The 14,838-nt window shown below is 68.9% G+C and carries 15 protein-coding genes; all 15 read right to left on the reverse strand.

Going from position 1 to position 14,838, the window contains the following annotated elements; all coding sequences use genetic code 11:
* Window positions 1-16: 16 nt before the first annotated feature.
* The 15 genes from ACZ75I_RS18945 to ACZ75I_RS19015 are packed head-to-tail and all read right to left on the reverse strand — an operon-like array spanning window position 17 to window position 14,828.
* The gene (locus ACZ75I_RS18945) at window positions 17-457 is read right to left on the reverse strand and encodes a hypothetical protein (protein WP_005420284.1); all 441 of its coding nucleotides are present in this window, start codon (window positions 455-457) and stop codon (window positions 17-19) included.
* Window positions 458-516: 59 nt separating this feature from the next.
* Window positions 517-1,755: a beta-ketoacyl-ACP synthase gene (locus tag ACZ75I_RS18950; RefSeq protein WP_049438266.1), complete on the reverse strand. Its 1,239-nt coding sequence runs from the start codon at window positions 1,753-1,755 to the stop codon at window positions 517-519.
* Window positions 1,755-2,486 carry a 3-ketoacyl-ACP reductase FabG2 gene (locus ACZ75I_RS18955; protein WP_346477067.1) on the reverse strand — a complete coding sequence of 244 codons (732 nt, stop codon included), beginning with the start codon at window positions 2,484-2,486 and terminating at the stop codon, window positions 1,755-1,757. Before ACZ75I_RS18955 ends, ACZ75I_RS18950 begins: the two co-directional genes overlap by 1 nt.
* Window positions 2,483-2,938, reverse strand: a complete 456-nt coding sequence (locus tag ACZ75I_RS18960; protein WP_005420287.1) for a hotdog family protein — start codon at window positions 2,936-2,938, stop codon at window positions 2,483-2,485. Before ACZ75I_RS18960 ends, ACZ75I_RS18955 begins: the two co-directional genes overlap by 4 nt.
* Window positions 2,935-4,119: a beta-ketoacyl-ACP synthase gene (locus ACZ75I_RS18965; RefSeq protein ID WP_061480631.1), complete on the reverse strand. Its 1,185-nt coding sequence runs from the start codon at window positions 4,117-4,119 to the stop codon at window positions 2,935-2,937. Before ACZ75I_RS18965 ends, ACZ75I_RS18960 begins: the two co-directional genes overlap by 4 nt.
* A complete protein-coding gene (locus ACZ75I_RS18970; protein ID WP_346477066.1) occupies window positions 4,116-4,673 on the reverse strand; it encodes a DUF3261 domain-containing protein in 558 nt (185 codons plus the stop codon). Before ACZ75I_RS18970 ends, ACZ75I_RS18965 begins: the two co-directional genes overlap by 4 nt.
* Entirely contained in the window at window positions 4,661-5,911 is a 1,251-nt protein-coding gene (locus ACZ75I_RS18975) for an NAD(P)/FAD-dependent oxidoreductase (protein ID WP_154351626.1), read from the reverse strand. Before ACZ75I_RS18975 ends, ACZ75I_RS18970 begins: the two co-directional genes overlap by 13 nt.
* Window positions 5,912-5,964: 53 nt before the next feature.
* Entirely contained in the window at window positions 5,965-8,319 is a 2,355-nt protein-coding gene (locus tag ACZ75I_RS18980; protein WP_472958517.1) for an MMPL family transporter, read from the reverse strand.
* Window positions 8,312-8,941: a LolA family protein gene (locus ACZ75I_RS18985; RefSeq protein ID WP_061480635.1), complete on the reverse strand. Its 630-nt coding sequence runs from the start codon at window positions 8,939-8,941 to the stop codon at window positions 8,312-8,314. Before ACZ75I_RS18985 ends, ACZ75I_RS18980 begins: the two co-directional genes overlap by 8 nt.
* Window positions 8,938-9,369, reverse strand: a complete 432-nt coding sequence (locus tag ACZ75I_RS18990; protein WP_010482317.1) for an acyl-CoA thioesterase — start codon at window positions 9,367-9,369, stop codon at window positions 8,938-8,940. The genes ACZ75I_RS18985 and ACZ75I_RS18990 overlap by 4 nt, the downstream gene beginning before the upstream one ends.
* A complete protein-coding gene (locus ACZ75I_RS18995; protein WP_472958518.1) occupies window positions 9,356-10,906 on the reverse strand; it encodes an HAL/PAL/TAL family ammonia-lyase in 1,551 nt (516 codons plus the stop codon). The genes ACZ75I_RS18990 and ACZ75I_RS18995 overlap by 14 nt, the downstream gene beginning before the upstream one ends.
* A complete protein-coding gene (locus ACZ75I_RS19000; RefSeq protein ID WP_472958519.1) occupies window positions 10,896-11,837 on the reverse strand; it encodes an LpxL/LpxP family acyltransferase in 942 nt (313 codons plus the stop codon). The genes ACZ75I_RS18995 and ACZ75I_RS19000 overlap by 11 nt, the downstream gene beginning before the upstream one ends.
* 1 nt (window position 11,838) lies before the next feature.
* Complete coding sequence (locus ACZ75I_RS19005) at window positions 11,839-12,609, reverse strand: glycosyltransferase family 2 protein (protein ID WP_053498350.1); 771 nt, start codon at window positions 12,607-12,609, stop codon at window positions 11,839-11,841.
* A complete protein-coding gene (locus tag ACZ75I_RS19010) occupies window positions 12,599-14,284 on the reverse strand; it encodes an ApeI family dehydratase (RefSeq protein WP_472958520.1) in 1,686 nt (561 codons plus the stop codon). The genes ACZ75I_RS19005 and ACZ75I_RS19010 overlap by 11 nt, the downstream gene beginning before the upstream one ends.
* Window positions 14,277-14,828, reverse strand: coding sequence for a COG4648 family protein (locus ACZ75I_RS19015; RefSeq protein ID WP_061480643.1), 552 nt, complete (start codon window positions 14,826-14,828; stop codon window positions 14,277-14,279). The genes ACZ75I_RS19010 and ACZ75I_RS19015 overlap by 8 nt, the downstream gene beginning before the upstream one ends.
* Window positions 14,829-14,838: the final 10 nt, after the last annotated feature.

The raw sequence follows: 14,838 nt of genomic DNA on the forward strand, positions 1-14,838 counted from the left end.
GCCGCCACACCGGCGCTTACTTGACCTTGGCGTAGGTGCCCTTCAGCGCGACACCCGCGAGGATGGCACCGGCGTAGCACTCGTAGTTGGTGCTGCTCTTGAACTCGTTCTTCTTGTAATAGCTGACGATGTCGACCACGGCGTTGGCGCCGCGCGACTTGGCACCGTCCTGCAGCGCGCGCAGTGCCGACAGCGCAACCCAGCGGCAGGCCTCGGCATCGCTCTTGTTGGCGGCGTTGGTCTTCTTGTTGGTCACGTCTTCGCCCAGGCGCTGCTGCACGCTGACCGGCTGGCCGGCCAGATAGAAGCGCACGCTGCCGTCGATGCCGGCGTCCTTGGCGGCCTGCGAATTGACCAGTTCCTGCAGGGACTGTTCGACACGCGTGTCGCGGGCGGAAGCGGTGGAAGTCAGGGCCAGCAGCGCGGTAGCCGTGGCGATCATGAGAGTGCGGCGCATCGGAACATCTCCTTGTCGAGGGTGCGGGGGTAACGGGGACGGTATGTTGGCGCAGTGGATCACTCGCTCCAGCGGCGGAACACCAGCGAGGTGTTGATGCCGCCGAAGGCGAAGTTGTTGCTCATCACGTACTCGGCCTGCAGTTCGCGGCCCTGCCCGGTGATGAAGTCGAGCTGGCCACAGCGCGGGTCGACCTCGGCCAGGTTCAGGGTGGGCGCGAACCAGCCGGCACGCATCATCTGGATGCTCACCCAGGCCTCGAACGCGCCACAGGCACCCAGCATGTGGCCGACGTAGCTCTTCAGCGAGCTGATCGGCACGCGGCTGCCGAACACCTGTGCGGTAGCCTGGGTCTCGGCGATGTCGCCGTGGTCGGTGGCGGTGCCATGGGCGTTGACGTAGTCGATCTGCGCCGCGTCCAGGCCGGCGTCCTCCAATGCCAGGCGCATGGCCTGGGCCATGGTGTCGGCACTGGGCTGGGTGACGTGCTGGCCATCGCTGTTGGTGCCGTAGCCGACCACCTCTGCAAGGATAGTGGCGCCGCGCGCCTGCGCGTGTTCCAGGTCTTCCAGGATCAGCGTGCAGGCGCCCTCGCCCAGCACCAGGCCATCGCGGCCGGCATCGAACGGGCGTGGCGTGGTCTGCGGCGCGTCGTTGCGCACGCTGGTGGCGAACAGCGTGTCGAACACCGCTGCAGCGGTGGCATCGAGCTGCTCGGCACCGCCGGCCACCATCACCGTCTGCTTGCCGCTGCGGATGGCTTCATAGGCCGCGCCCACACCCTGGCTGCCCGACGTGCAGGCGCTGGAGGTGGTGTACACGCGCCCGGACAGGCCGAAGAACACGCCGATGTTGACCGGCGCGGTGTGGCTCATCATCTTCAGGTAGGTCGTGGCGCTGATGCCATCCGTGGTGAATTCGTTGAGCATGCGCCCGAATTCGCCGGTGGCCTCGTGGCTGCCGGACGAGGAACCATAGGCCACGCCGGTACGGCCACTGCGCAGCACCGGATGCTCATGCAGGCCTGCCTCGCGCAGCGCCACCTCGGTGGCGCGCACCGACATGATCGCGACCTTGCCCATCGAGCGGGTGGTCTTGCGGTTGTAGTTCGGCGGCAGCTCGAAGTCCTGCGCCGGCGCGGCCAGCTTGGTGTTCAGCCCGGCATAGACATCCCACTCGGGCATCGCACGCACCGCGTTGCGGCAGCTGCGCAGGTGCGCTTCGATGGTGGGCCAGTCGTGGCCGAGCGGACTGATGGCGGCGGCGCCGGTGACCACCACGCGACGATCGGCGGCCATCAGATCATGCCTCCGTTCACCGAGATCACCTGCCGGGTGATGTAGCCGGCCGGTTCGGACAGCAGGAACGCCACGGTAGCCGCCACTTCGTCCGGGCGGCCAACGCGGCCGGCGGGAATCAGCTTGAGCGCGTGTTCAACCACTTCGTCGTTGAGCATTTCGGTCTCGATCAGGCCCGGGGCCACGCAGTTGACGGTGATCTGGCGGCTGGCCAGTTCCAGCGCCAGGGCCTTGGTGGCGCCGATGATGCCGGCCTTGGCGGCACTGTAGTTGACCTGCCCGCGGTTGCCGGCCAGTCCGGAGACCGACGACAGGGTGACGATGCGGCCCGGCTTGCGCCGCCGCACCATCGGCATGATCAGCGGATGCAGCACGTTGTAGAAGCCATCCAGGTTGGTGTGGATGACCTGGTCCCAATCGTCCTCCGACAGCGCCGGGAAGGCGCCGTCACGGGCGATGCCGGCATTGCAGACCACGCCGTAATACGCGCCATGTGCCTCGACATCGGCTTCCAGCGCGGCCCTCGCGGCCTCGCGGTCGGCCACGTCGAACACCACTACGCGGGCCTGCTGGCCCAGTGCCTGGATCTCGGTGACCACCGCCTGTGCTTCATCCACGCGGCTGCGGCAATGCACCACCACGTCGAAGCCATCGCGCGCGATACGCAGCGCGATGGCCCGGCCGATGCCCCGGCTGGCGCCGGTCACCAGCACGCTTCGATTCCCTGTCATGCCTGTCCACTCTCCAGATAGGCCATCGCGTCGGCCGGTTCGAACACCGAAACGTTGGCTGTCGCCCATTCTTCCTCGCCTGCCAGGATGCGGCAGGCGAACATCCCCAATCCATTGTCACCCAACAGCTCGCAGCGCGCCTGCACGCGCAGCCGCGAACCGCTGGGGAAGCTGCTGCGCGCGCTGCTGTAGCGGCGGCTGCCGAGCAGGAAGCCCAGCTGCGGTGGCCTGCCGGCCGCACGCGCGCGGCAACCGGCCCAGGCCGCGATGGCCTGCGCCATGTACTCGATGCCGACCCATGCCGGCACCTGGTCATCCTCGACGAACAGGCCGGCCTCGGGCACCACCAGTTCGGCCTCGATGGCGTCCTGGTCCCATTGCGTGATGCGCTCCAGCAGGCACATGTCCTGGCGGTGCGGCACCACGTCTTCGATCGCGTACAGCGTGTTCATCGACGCTCCAGTGCCAGCACGGCATTGCTGCCGCCGAAGGCGAACGAATTGCTCAGCACCCGCCGTGGCGGCTGCGCAAGGCGCGTGCCCGGTGCGACCAGCGGCAGCACCGGCAGTGCCGGGTCGGCCACGCCGTCCCACCAGTGCGGCGGCAGCAGCTGCTGCGGGTTCTCGGCCAGCACGATCCAGCACAGCGCCGCCTCGATGGCACCCGAGGCACCCAGCGTGTGGCCGGTCAACGGCTTGGTCGAACTGGCCGGCACGTGGCTGCCCAGCACCTGCGACACGGCCAGGCTTTCCATCGCATCGTTATGGCCGGTCGCGGTCCCATGCAGGTTCACATAGTCCACTTCACCGGCGGCCCAGCCAGCACGCTGCAGCGCCTGCTGCAGGGCGTCGATGGCACCCAGGCCCTGCGGGTCCGGGGCGGACATGTGGTGGGCGTCGGCCGACTCGCCCCACCCCGCCAGGCATACCGGGCCGGGTTCGCGGGTGAGCAGGAACAGCGCGGCGCCTTCGCCGATGTTGATACCGGTACGATGCTGCGAGAACGGATTGCAGCGTTGGGCCGAGACCGATTCCAGCGCGCTGAAGCCGGCTACGGTGAAGCGGCACAGCGAATCGGCGCCACCGGCGATCACCGCATCGACGATGCCGGCGCGCAGCATGCGTGCGGCCGACATCAGCGCCTTGGCACTGGACGAGCAGGCAGTGGACAGGGTCCATGCCGGCCCCTGTGCGCCACTGCGCTGGCGCACGAACTGCGCGGCGGTGCCCATTTCCTGCTGGGCGTAGTCAAAGCCCTGCGGCCACTGGCCCTGTTCGGCATGGCTGCGCAATGCCTGCTCCGATTCACCAATGCCCGAGGTGCTGGTGCCCAGCACCACCGCTACGCGCTCGGCGCCATGGCGGGCGATCGCCGCGGCCACTGCCGGCGCGATCTGAGCCAATGCCACGTCCAGCAGGGCATTGTTGCGCCCGCGCAGGGCCACCGGCAGGTCATCCAGTGCCGGCAGCGGCGTGCGTACTTCTCCCAGCGCCAGAGTGCGCCCCGGCAACAGGCTGTCGTTGTCGCTGAGCCCGCCCGGCGCGTCGGCGAACAGTGCCGACGTCACTGCGGCGCGGCCAGCGCCGAGTGCACAGACCACACCCAGGTCGTTCAGGTAGATCGGTGCGCTCATCGGTACGGCCCGGCCATGTCGATCGATTCGATGCGCAGCGCATAGCCTTCGGCGCGGTTGTCCAGCTGCACGCTGCCATCGTCCAGCCGCTGCAGGTGCAGCCACACGGTGCCCTCACGCGACAGGCTGCGCTGATGGCCATCATCACTGACCTGCCAGCCCGGCGGCAGCACGGCGGCAATGGCCGCGGTCGGCCACAGCGCGAACTGCAGGTCATCCAGCACGCGCTCGGCGCGCACCTGCGGTGGCAGCCATGGCGCGCGCTGCTGGGTCAGCTGCTGGCCGTCCCATTGCAGGCGCACGCCGGTCTGGCCCATCGCCTGCACGGCCAGCTGCACCTGCTGGGCGTCGGCTTCCAGCAGCGCGTCGAGATCGCGCTCATGCGTGCCGAAGCGGAAATGCAGCTGCTGCTGCAGCGCCAGCGGCGCCGGCAGGCTGGCCGGCGCCAGGCGCAGCGGCGGCAGTTCCACCTGCGGTTTCGGCATGCGGCCGGCACAGGCGGCCAGCAGCAGGCACAGCAGCAGGGCCGCAGTACGGAAGATCAGGCGCTGCACAATTCCTCCAGCACGCGCATGCGGCGACCACTTTCATCGGCCACATACGGATTCTTGGTGTCCCAGGCGTAACCGGCCAGGATGGAGCTGATCATGTCGCGCACTTCGGGCTGCTGCTGCGGGTGGTAGATGATCTTCTGGAAGCCGCCCTGGTACCAGCTTTCGACGAAGCGGCGGAAGGTCTTCACGCCCGCGCGCAGCGGGATCGAGAACTCGGCCTCCCAGTCCACGGCCTGGCCGGCATAGCGGCGCTTGAGGCATTCGCTGGCGAGCTGCGCGGACTTGAAGGCAATGGTCACGCCGGAGGAGAACACCGGATCGAGGAACTCGCCGGCGTTGCCCAGCAACGCGTAGCCGGGCCCCCACAGCGAGCTGACGTTGGCCGAATAGCCGGTGATGCGGCGCACCGGCAGCACCGCCCATTCGGCGTTGGCCAGCAGGCGGGTCAGGTTGGGGTCCTCGCCGACGATGGCCTGCAGCTTCTGCAGGTCGTCACCCTCGTAGCGCTCGAAGAACGACGGCTCGGCGACCACGCCCAGCGAACAGCAGCCATTGGAGAACGGGATCGTCCAATACCAGACGTCGATGTGCTCGGGATGGGTGGTGATCAGGATCTTGTTGCGGTCGAATTCTGCTTCGGCCGGAATGTTGTCGCGCACGTGGCAGAAGATCGCGCCGCGCACCGGGAAGTTGGACGGCGATTCCAGCTGCAGCAGCCGCGGCAGCAGGCGCGCGAAGCCGGAGGCATCGAGGATGAAATCGGCCTCGATGCGGTACTCGCTGCCGTCCGGGCGGCGTACCGTCACCGCCGGTTGCTCGCCCGGCTCGACCGACAGCACCTCGTCGCCGAAACGCAGCGTGGCCCCCATGCGCTCGGCGCCGCGTGCCAGCACGTTGTCGAAGTCGGCGCGCTGCACCTGGTAGGTGGTGCCCCAACCCGGCGAGAACTTCTTCCTGAAATCGAACGCCGTACGCGCTTCGCCGTGCACGAAGGCGGCACCGTTCTTGTACTGGAAGCCCGCCTCGACCACGTCCTGCAGCAGGCCGGCCGCCTCGATGTACTCCATGCTCTGCGGCAGCAGGCTTTCGCCGATGGAGAAGCGCGGGAACTGCTGGCGCTCCAGCATCAGCACCTGGCGGCCCTGCTGGCGCAGCATCGCCGCGGCCACGGAACCGGCCGGGCCGGCGCCGATGATCAGGATTTCAGTGCGTTCGACAGCATCCACAGCAGTGTTCATCGGTGCGTCCTTGTTGCTCGATCAAGTGGAAAGAAGGAAGTCGGAAAACAGGCTCAGGCCGGCGGCAGATCGTGCGGCGGCGGACGGAACAGCGGCGAGATCAGCCAGACCAGGCCGATGCCGAACAGCAGGGTCAGGCCGAACGCGCGCAACGCCGGGGTCTGCGACAGGCCCAGCAGGCCGAACGACAGCCAGGTGCTGGCCGCGCCCACGCACACGGCCAGCCAGGCACTGGCGTCGCCGCGGTGCTCGATCAGGAAAATGCCGTAGTCGATGCCCATGCCCAGCAACAGCATCAGTGCCAGCACGTTGAACAGCTGCAGCGGCTGGCCGAACAGGCCCAGCAGGCCCAAGGTCAATGCGCCGGCAATCAGGGTCGGCGCGAACACGCGCCAGGCCTGGCGGCGGTAGCGCAGCCACAGCGCGCCGAACACCAGCACGATGCCGACCAGCAGCAGCCCGCCCATCAGCTTGCGGTAGTGGCCCAGCAGCTGCGAGAAGTCGGCGGTGCGATCCACCCAGCGCACACCCGGCAGGCCCTCGGCCGCCCCGCGTAGGGTGGCCAGCGCATCGGCGCGCGACAGGTCATCGACCATCACCACGCTGATCATCTGCCCGCCGACCTGGCCCACCCACAGGTGCCGGAACGGCTGCGAGGCCGGCGAGGCCAGGAACGCTTCGGCGGTGAGTGGCGCGTCCGCGAACCGCGGTCGCTGCAGTGGCTCTCCCACGGCCTCGGACACGGCCGCAAGCACACCCGGCTCAACCTTCGCAGTCAGCGCCGCATCGGCCTGCTGGCGCGACGGCGACGGCAGCCAATCGCTGATCGCGCGATAGCCCCCAATGCGCTTCTGGTTGGCCAGTACACGCAGGCGTTCGGTCAACGCTTCCTCACGCTGCAGCAGCTGCGCCGCGTCGGTGCCCTGTACCAGGTAGAACTGTGCCGGGCTGGGCATGCCCAGCAGCTGGCTCAAGCGGATCTGCTGCGCCATCAGCGCGGGCGGCGACGATTGCAGGCTGCGCAGGTCGTCGTTGCTGTGCAGGCGGGCGATGCCGATTGCAGCCAGTGCCAGCGTGATCACCACGAACACCGTCAGCGGGCGGCGGCCATGCAGGCGCGGGAAGCGCTCCAGCGTGTTGCCCAGCCACTGCGAGAAACGGGTCTGGCGGATCTCTCCGCCATCCAGCCACGGGAACCAGAAAATCACCGTAAGGAAGGCGGCGGCCAGGCCGACCACCGAGAACAATGCCATCTGGCGCAGGCCCGGGAACGGGGCCAGGCCCAGTGCCAGGTAGGCCAGCGCGCTGGTCAGCAGGGCCAGCCACAGGCCGGGCAGCAGGTGCCGCAGCAGTTTCCAGCGACGATCAGCCGGTTCGGCCTGGCGCGAAGCGAACCAGTGGATGCCGTAGTCCTCGGCCACGCCCACCAGCGACGCACCAAACACCAGGGTCAGCACATGCACCTTGCCAAATACCAGCACGGTCACCGCCAGCGCCACGCCACAGCCGATCAGCAGTGAGGCGGCGACCAGCAGGATCGGCCGCAGCGAACGGAACGCCAGCCACACCAGCAGCAGCACCGCGGCCAGCGAGCCCCAGCCGATCGTGTTGATCTCCTGGTTGGCCTGCACCGCCGCCGCTTCGGCGTGCAGCGGCACACCCGCATGCAGGATTTCCAGTTCTGGCGCCGCCGTCCTGGCGGCCAGCCCGGCACGTTCCAGCAGGCCGTCAAGATGGCGCTCGCCGTCAAGCTGGAACGCCGACCCCGGCGTATCGAACTGCAGTACGGCCCAATGCCTGCCCTCGGCTTCGAGCAGGCCGTCATCGCCCAGCCGCAACCCCGATCCCTGCGCCTGCTGCTGCCACCATTGCGGCCACAGCGACAGCGGGTCTTGCCGCCAGTCGGTCAGGCGCGGAGCGCCCATCGGGCCGTACAGCGCAGCCAACGCCTGCTCGGCCAACGCGCCCGGTTCGCTGCCCTGCAGCTGCTCGCGCTGGGCCGGGGTCAGCAGGCGGTCGCGGTACGGTGCGTAGAACGCGCGCGCCTCGTCGAACCAGCCTTCGATCGAACCGCTGGGCACCAGCAACGCGCTGTCGGCATCCGCCGCCATCGCCGCAGCGAACGCCGCCTGTGCGCGCTTGGCGGCGGCGCCATCCTTGCTGCCCAGCAGCACCACCACCTGGCGCGAGCTGCCGTCGGCGATGCGCCGGGTGACGTCACTCAACAGGCGGTCATGCGCGTCCTGCGGCAGCAAGGCGAGGATGTCGGTGTCGATCCGCGACTGCTGGCTCCACAGGCGCCATTGCTGCGCCCCCAACACCAGCAGGAGCACCAGCCAGGCGATGCCCAGCCAGTGCCACCAGCGCCGCAACCGGTCCGGCCCGTTCGATGCTGCACCCTCACTCAAAGCGGCGTGCCTCGTCGGCGGTGAGCGTGGCCGGCGCTTCGCTCAGTGCACTGAACTGGATTTGCGTGCGGTCCTTGTTGGCCTCGACGATCTCGACCTGGCGCACGTAGCGGTCACCTTGCAGGGTCAGCGACTGGAACGCCTTGGCCAGCATCGCCGACTTCGGCGTCAGCCGCAGCCGCCAGCCCTGCCCTTCACGGCTGGCCGCCACGTTGAACTGGCCGGACAGCGCCTGCACGTCTCCACTCATCAGCGCGAACATGATCGCGTTCACCGAACGCATCGCCGGCTGCTGCCGCGCATCGAGCTCGACACGGGTGCTGCCATCGCGCTGGCGGCTGAGGATGCGGTCGGCGGTGACCACCACTTCGGAGGGGAACGGCTTGAGCGTGGTCCAGATCACGCCATGCTGGCGCGCGACCACGAACTGGCCCTGCGAGCGCAGCGGGTTCTTGAAGCCGCTGACCTGCTTTTCCTGGCTGAACTGACCACGCAGCACGTCCGGCCGCGCCACCGCCTGGGTGATCACATCAATGGCGGCGTCGGCCGCCTGCACCTGCGGCGCGGCAATGAACATCAGCGCGCACAGAAGCACGCTCGAAAGGCGGACAAGGGTGTTCACGGTGCAGGCACTCCCAGGCGTTCCCACAGTACCGGCGGGCACTGGTACAGCATTTCCCTGCTGGTCGCGTCCACCGCGACCTGGATGGTCATCGCACGGGTCAGCACCTGGCCGCTTTCCGCATCAAGGATCTCGTACTCGATCTTCAGCCGGTTCTCCCATTCCACGATGCGCGCAATCACGCGCAGCGCCTGGTTGAACAGCAGCGGGCGCACGTACTTCACCCGCGCATCGACCACCGGCCACAGGTAGCCCGATTCGAGCATCTGCGGGTAGTCGTAGTCGTAGCGCCCAAGCAGCGCGCAGCGCGCGATCTCGAAGTACTTGAAGTAGTTGCCATGCCAGACCACGTTCATCGGATCGCAGTCATGGAAGGCGGGGGTCAACGCAATTTCGCCAACCCGTTCAATAGCCTCATTCACCGGCATACAGCTCCCAACGTTGCGCGCGGATCTCCACCAGCAGTTCCCGCAGTTCGCGATCCAGCGCGCGGTCTTCTTCAACCAGGGCGATGCGCTGCCCCAGGTCGGCGTACATGCCGGCCAGACTGCCATGCAGCTGCGCGTTCAGGCCAACCCGTTCGCGCAGCGCCAGGCCCTGGCGGGCGGCGATCAGCATCGCGGCCACCACCTGTTCAGTCAGCTCGATCACGCGCAGGCAGTCGCGCGCGGCGATGGTGCCCATGCTGACCTTGTCCTGGTTGTGGCACTCGGTGGAACGCGAGAACACGCTGGCCGGCAGGGTCTGCTTCAGCGCTTCGGCAGTCCAGGCCGACACGCTGATCTGCAGCGCCTTCAGGCCATGGTTGATGGCCGCGCGCGGGCCGGTTGCCGCCGACAGGTTGGCCGGCAGGCCATGGCTGTAACGGGCATCCACCACCAGCGCCAGCTGGCGGTCGAGCAGGTCGGCAACGTTGGCCACGGTGTTCTTCAGGGTGTCCATCGCCAGCGCGATGTGGCCGCCGTAGAAGTGGCCGCCATGCAGGATGCGCTCGCCGTCGGCGTCGATCAGCGGGTTGTCGTTGGCACTGTTCAGTTCGGTTTCGATCAGCTGGCGCAGGAACGGCAGGCTGTCCTCCAGCACGCCGATCACGTGCGGCGCGCAGCGCAGCGAATAGCGGTCCTGCAGGCGCTGTTCATTGCGTGGCGGACGCTCGCTGTGCAGGTCGCTGCGCAGGCGCGCGGCGATGCGGCCCTGGCCCGGGTGCGGCTTGGCCGCGAACAGGGTTTCGTCGAAGTGGTGCGCGTTGCCGTCGCTGGCCAGCACGTTGAACGCGGTCAACCGCGTGGCCATGCGGGCCAGGTAATCGGCGCGCTGCCAGGCCAGGCAGGCCAGGCCGGTCATCACCGCGGTGCCGTTCATGATCGCCAGGCCTTCCTTCGGCCGCAGCTTCAGCGGGGTCATGCCGATCTTCGCCAGCACCTCGGCAGCAGGCTGCACGCGGCCATCGTGCAGCACCTCGCGCTCGCCGCACAGCACCGCCGCCACGTAGGACAGCGGGGTCAGGTCACCACTGGCCCCCACCGAGCCTTCGGCCGGGATCATCGGCAGCACATCGTGCTGCAGCAGCGTGGCCAGGCCTTCCAGCAGCGGCATGCTGACACCGGACATGCCACGCACCAGCGACGCCAGGCGCGCGGCCAGCACCGCACGGGTCTCGACCGGGTCCAGGTAACGGCCCAGGCCGCAGCCATGGTAGGTGTACAGGTGGTGCGGCAGTTCAGCCACCAGTGCCGGCGGGATGTTCACCGTGCACGAGTCGCCGTAGCCGGTGGTCACGCCGTAGATCACGCCATCCTCGCGCAACAGGCGGTCAAGGAAGTCGGCACCGCGCTGGATGTGCGCGCGGAACGCCGGCGCGTCGCTCAGTGCGGCCTCGCACTGGCGCTGGGCCAGGGCAACCACGTCTTCGATGGTCAACGGTGCATCGCCAAAGCGGCACACGGGTACGGCGTCAGTCGTCATGCGGAGCCTGATCCCAGAAGGGGAAGAAATTGAACCAGTCCAACGGGGACTGGATGACCTGGAGTTCCAGCCAGCGCGCGAAGCGCTGTGCCTGTTCGGCAAGTGCCGCGTCGCGCGAGCCACGCGGCAGCACGATGCGTTCGGCGAACTGTTCGAATGCCACCCGATAGCCATCGCCCTCGTGCAGGCAGGCCATGGTGTAGACCGGGCAGCCCAGCGCCGCGGCGAGCACATAGGCGCCGATCGGGAACGGGGCGCGATGGCCGAGGAAATCGGCGGTGACGCTGCGACCGCCCTGCACCGGCGTGCGGTCGCCGACGATGGCAACGAAGCCCCCCGCCGCCACGCGCTCGGCCAGCATCACCGCCGTGGCCGGCCCCATTTCGGTCACCTGCACCAGTTCCACCGCCGCCAGCGGGTCCAGCCGCTGCAGCAGGCGGTTGAAGCGCTGCGCATGCGCGGTGTGCACCAGCACGGTGATGCGGAACCCCGGCACCTGTTCGGCCAGCACCTGGCACAGTTCCAGGCAGCCGATGTGCGCGGTGAGGATCAGACCGCCTTCGCGGCGCGCGATCTTCTGCAGCACCAGGTCGCGGTGCAGGTGGATACGGTTGGCCGGGTAGCGCCCGCCCAGGCCGAGGATCTTGTCCAGCATCGTGTCGGCGAAGGCGAAGAAGTGGCGCAGGCTGTCGCGCCGGGTTGGCGCGCGGCCGAGCACGCCGCTGTATGCCTGCAGCCGCTGCAGGTACTGCATCGAGGCCTGTCGCCCCACACGGTTACCCAGCCAATGGCAGGCCACCACCGGCCACGCGCACAGGCGGAATGGCCAGCGCCCGAACCAGCGGTGAACCCAGCACAGGAACAGCACGCCGGCCACCGACGTCGATTCGCCGATGTCGGCCCAGTGCGGGGCGTCCTGCGCGGTCGCCATTTCAGCGCTGCCCCTGCAGGCGGCGCCACAGCAGCCGCGGTGCGCGCCAGAGCATGCCGAAGAACAGGCGGGTGTGCATGCGGCTGATGCGCACGTTGTCGCGCCACACATCGAAGTGCGACACGCCATCGGCGGGATAGGTCACGCGCGTGGCCAGGTGCTCGACCGGCAGCTGGCGCCAGTACAGGCGCACCATCACTTCAGTATCGAAATCCATGCGCCGGCCGATGGTCTCTTCACCGATCAGGCGCAGCACCGGTGGCAGGGGATACACCCGGAAGCCGCACATGGTGTCGCGCAGGTGCAGCGACAGCGTGTTGATCCAGACCCAGACGTGGGTGGCGTAGCGGCCATACAGGCGTGCCTTGGGAACACTGGCGTCGTAGGCCGGAATGCCGCAGATCACCGCGTCGGGATGCACACGCGCGGCCTCGATGAAGCGTGGCAGGTCAGCGGTATCGTGCTGGCCGTCTGCGTCGATCTGCAGCACGTGGCTGTAGCCACGCGCGCCGGCTTCAGCAAAACCGGCCAGCATCGCCCCACCCTTGCCCTGGTTGGCGTCCAGGCGCAGCAGGTCAACGCCCTGGCGTTGTGCCAGCGTGCGCAGCACCGCCGCGCACGCGTCATGCGAACCATCGTCGACCAACAGGCAAGGCAGGCCAGCGGCCTGCACACCGTCGACCACCGCCACGATGGCGTGCTCGTGGTCGTAGACGGGAATCACCACCAGTGGCGCGAACGCGGCACCGGCAACGGCCGGGTCAGTCCGCATCGGCGAAAACCACCTTGCCGCTGGCATGCACACCGTGGCTGGAGGTATAGCGGAAGGCGAGCACGTTGCGTGCGGCATCCCAGTCCAGCTGCAGGGTCAACTCATCGCCGGGGCGGGCCACGTGCTGGAACTTCACCGCGTCCATGCGCAGGAACACGCGCGGCATCGCAAATGCCTGGCGACCGAAACGCATCGCCCAGTCCAACTGCGCCACACCGGGCAGGATCGCCGCCTGCGGGAAGTGGCCCTGGAACGGTCGCAGCGCCGGGTCGAGGGTCATGCGCAGCGTGGCGCTGGCGGCGTCGCGGCGGTCCCAGACCGGCACCGGCATCAGTGGCTGGAACAGCGCCGCCAATGCCGCCTGGGTCACCTTGCCCTGCGCGTTGATCGGCAACGCCTGCACCAGGCGCCAACGGCGCGGCCGGGTCACCGCGTCATGCGCATGCGCCAGGCGCGCGCCCAGGCGTTGGCCCAGCGCACGGCGCGCGGCGTCGCCGCCCTCCAGCAGCGCCGGATCGGCCGGAACCACCACGGCGGCCAGCTGCTCGCGCTGCCCGGGCAGCACCAGCACGCGCACGTCATCCACTTCGGTGTCTTCGCGCAGCGCGCGTTCCAGCGCATCCAGCGAGACGCGGCGCTCTTCGATCTTGACGATGCGGTCGGCGCGGCCCAGCAGCCGGAAACGGCCATCGGCCAAGGCTTCCACGCGGTCCTGGGTGCGCCACCAGCCGGGAGTTTCCAGATGCGCCGAGGCCACCGCCAGGCAGCCGTCGTCGATCCGCCATTGCACACCCGGCAGCGGCTGCCACGGCGGCAGGTCGGTGTCCCAGCGGCGCCAGGCGATACCGCCGGTCTCGCTGCTGCCATAGACCTCGGTCGGCGCCACGCCCAACCACTGCCGCACCTGTCGCGCCGCGTCCTCCGGCAGCGGGCCACCGGAGGAGAACACCGCGCGCAGGCGGCCATGCAGGCTGGCCCAGTCGAGCTGCTCGGGCAGGCGCTTGAGATGGGCCGGCGTCGCCACCAGCACCGTGTCGGTACCGGCCAGCGCACCCACCAGGTCTTCGTGGAAGAACCGGCGCGGATGGATCAGGCGGCCGGCGGCCAGCGGCCACAGCACCCGGAACAGCAGCCCGTAGATGTGCTGGTGGGACACCGTGCCGTGCACCTGCGCGCCCTCCAGCTGCGCGCCGAACGCGGCCTGCAGCGCTTCCACCTCGCGCGCCAGCTGGTCCAGGCGCTTGCCGATCGCACTGGGCTGGCCGGTGCTGCCGGAGGTGAACACGCACAGCTCGCAGGCGCGCTCGTCCAGCGCCTGCAATTCGTCGTCCAGCGCGGCGTCCAGCGCCGCCAGCGGGCGGTAATCGGCCGGCACGTCGCCCGCGAAACCGCTCACCTGCGGCTGCAGCGCCTGCAGCGTGGCCGGCAGGTTGTCAGCAGCCAGGAACACCCGCTTGCCGGCATGCCAGGCGCCGAACAGCGCCGCAGCGAAGGCCACGGCGTCATCGAAATACAGGGCCCAGTCGCGGCCTTCGGCCGCCGCAAAGGCGGCGCGCCAGCCCCGCACGCGCTGGCGGAAGCAGGCGTGGTCAACCATGTCTCCGTCGCACAGGCCGACGCTGCGCTGCGGCCGCGCCTCCAGCAGCAGCCGGTCCAGGGCAATCCACTCAGCCATGCGCGTGCGCCGCCTTCACCCGCCGCCGCACCAGCCACTCACCTGCGAACAACACGCCCATCATCACGTACGCCAACAGTCCGTTGTAGAGCATCCAGGCCCGGTCCGACGCGTACAGCGCGGTCAGCAGGGCCAGGCTGCCGTTGAGAACGAAGAAGCCGCTCCACACCTGGGTGACGCGGCGGGTATAGGCCACCGCAAACGGGGGCAGGTCCGGCTCCTGCAGCCGCGCCAGGCGCTCCACCAGCGGCGGCCCGAAACGCAGGCTGGTGCCGAACACCGCCAGCATCACCGCATTGACCAGCACCGGGTACAGCTTCAGCGGCAGGGCCTGGTTGAGCACGGTGGCCAGCACCGCCAGCAGGCCGGTGCCGGCGGCGGCGGCCCACCACAATGGCTGGCGCGTGCTCAGCGCACGCAGCAGGGCCAGGGTGAACAGCAGCAGCGACAGCCAGCGCGGCTCGAAGCGGCCCATCGCCAGGTACACCAGCAGCGGGTAGGCGAGCGAGATCGCTGCCACCACGACGGTACGTGCGCGAGCCATGGCGAAGCCG

The sequence above is a fragment of the Stenotrophomonas sp. X genome, from assembly GCF_055721025.1.

Excerpts from the sequence above, each read along its gene's own strand:
- ACZ75I_RS19010 (WP_472958520.1), bottom strand. The coding sequence starts at position 14,284 with ATGGCTGAGTGGATTGCCCTGGACCGGCTGCTGCTGGAGGCGCGGCCG.
- ACZ75I_RS18945 (WP_005420284.1), bottom strand. The coding sequence starts at position 457 with ATGCGCCGCACTCTCATGATCGCCACGGCTACCGCGCTGCTGGCCCTG.
- ACZ75I_RS19005 (WP_053498350.1), bottom strand. The coding sequence starts at position 12,609 with ATGCGGACTGACCCGGCCGTTGCCGGTGCCGCGTTCGCGCCACTGGTG.
- ACZ75I_RS18960 (WP_005420287.1), bottom strand. The coding sequence starts at position 2,938 with ATGAACACGCTGTACGCGATCGAAGACGTGGTGCCGCACCGCCAGGAC.
- ACZ75I_RS19015 (WP_061480643.1), bottom strand. The coding sequence starts at position 14,828 with ATGGCTCGCGCACGTACCGTCGTGGTGGCAGCGATCTCGCTCGCCTAC.
- ACZ75I_RS18955 (WP_346477067.1), bottom strand. The coding sequence starts at position 2,486 with ATGACAGGGAATCGAAGCGTGCTGGTGACCGGCGCCAGCCGGGGCATC.
- ACZ75I_RS19000 (WP_472958519.1), bottom strand. The coding sequence starts at position 11,837 with ATGGCGACCGCGCAGGACGCCCCGCACTGGGCCGACATCGGCGAATCG.
- ACZ75I_RS18975 (WP_154351626.1), bottom strand. The coding sequence starts at position 5,911 with ATGAACACTGCTGTGGATGCTGTCGAACGCACTGAAATCCTGATCATC.
- ACZ75I_RS18965 (WP_061480631.1), bottom strand. The coding sequence starts at position 4,119 with ATGAGCGCACCGATCTACCTGAACGACCTGGGTGTGGTCTGTGCACTC.
- ACZ75I_RS18990 (WP_010482317.1), bottom strand. The coding sequence starts at position 9,369 with ATGCCGGTGAATGAGGCTATTGAACGGGTTGGCGAAATTGCGTTGACC.
- ACZ75I_RS18995 (WP_472958518.1), bottom strand. The coding sequence starts at position 10,906 with ATGACGACTGACGCCGTACCCGTGTGCCGCTTTGGCGATGCACCGTTG.
- ACZ75I_RS18950 (WP_049438266.1), bottom strand. The coding sequence starts at position 1,755 with ATGGCCGCCGATCGTCGCGTGGTGGTCACCGGCGCCGCCGCCATCAGT.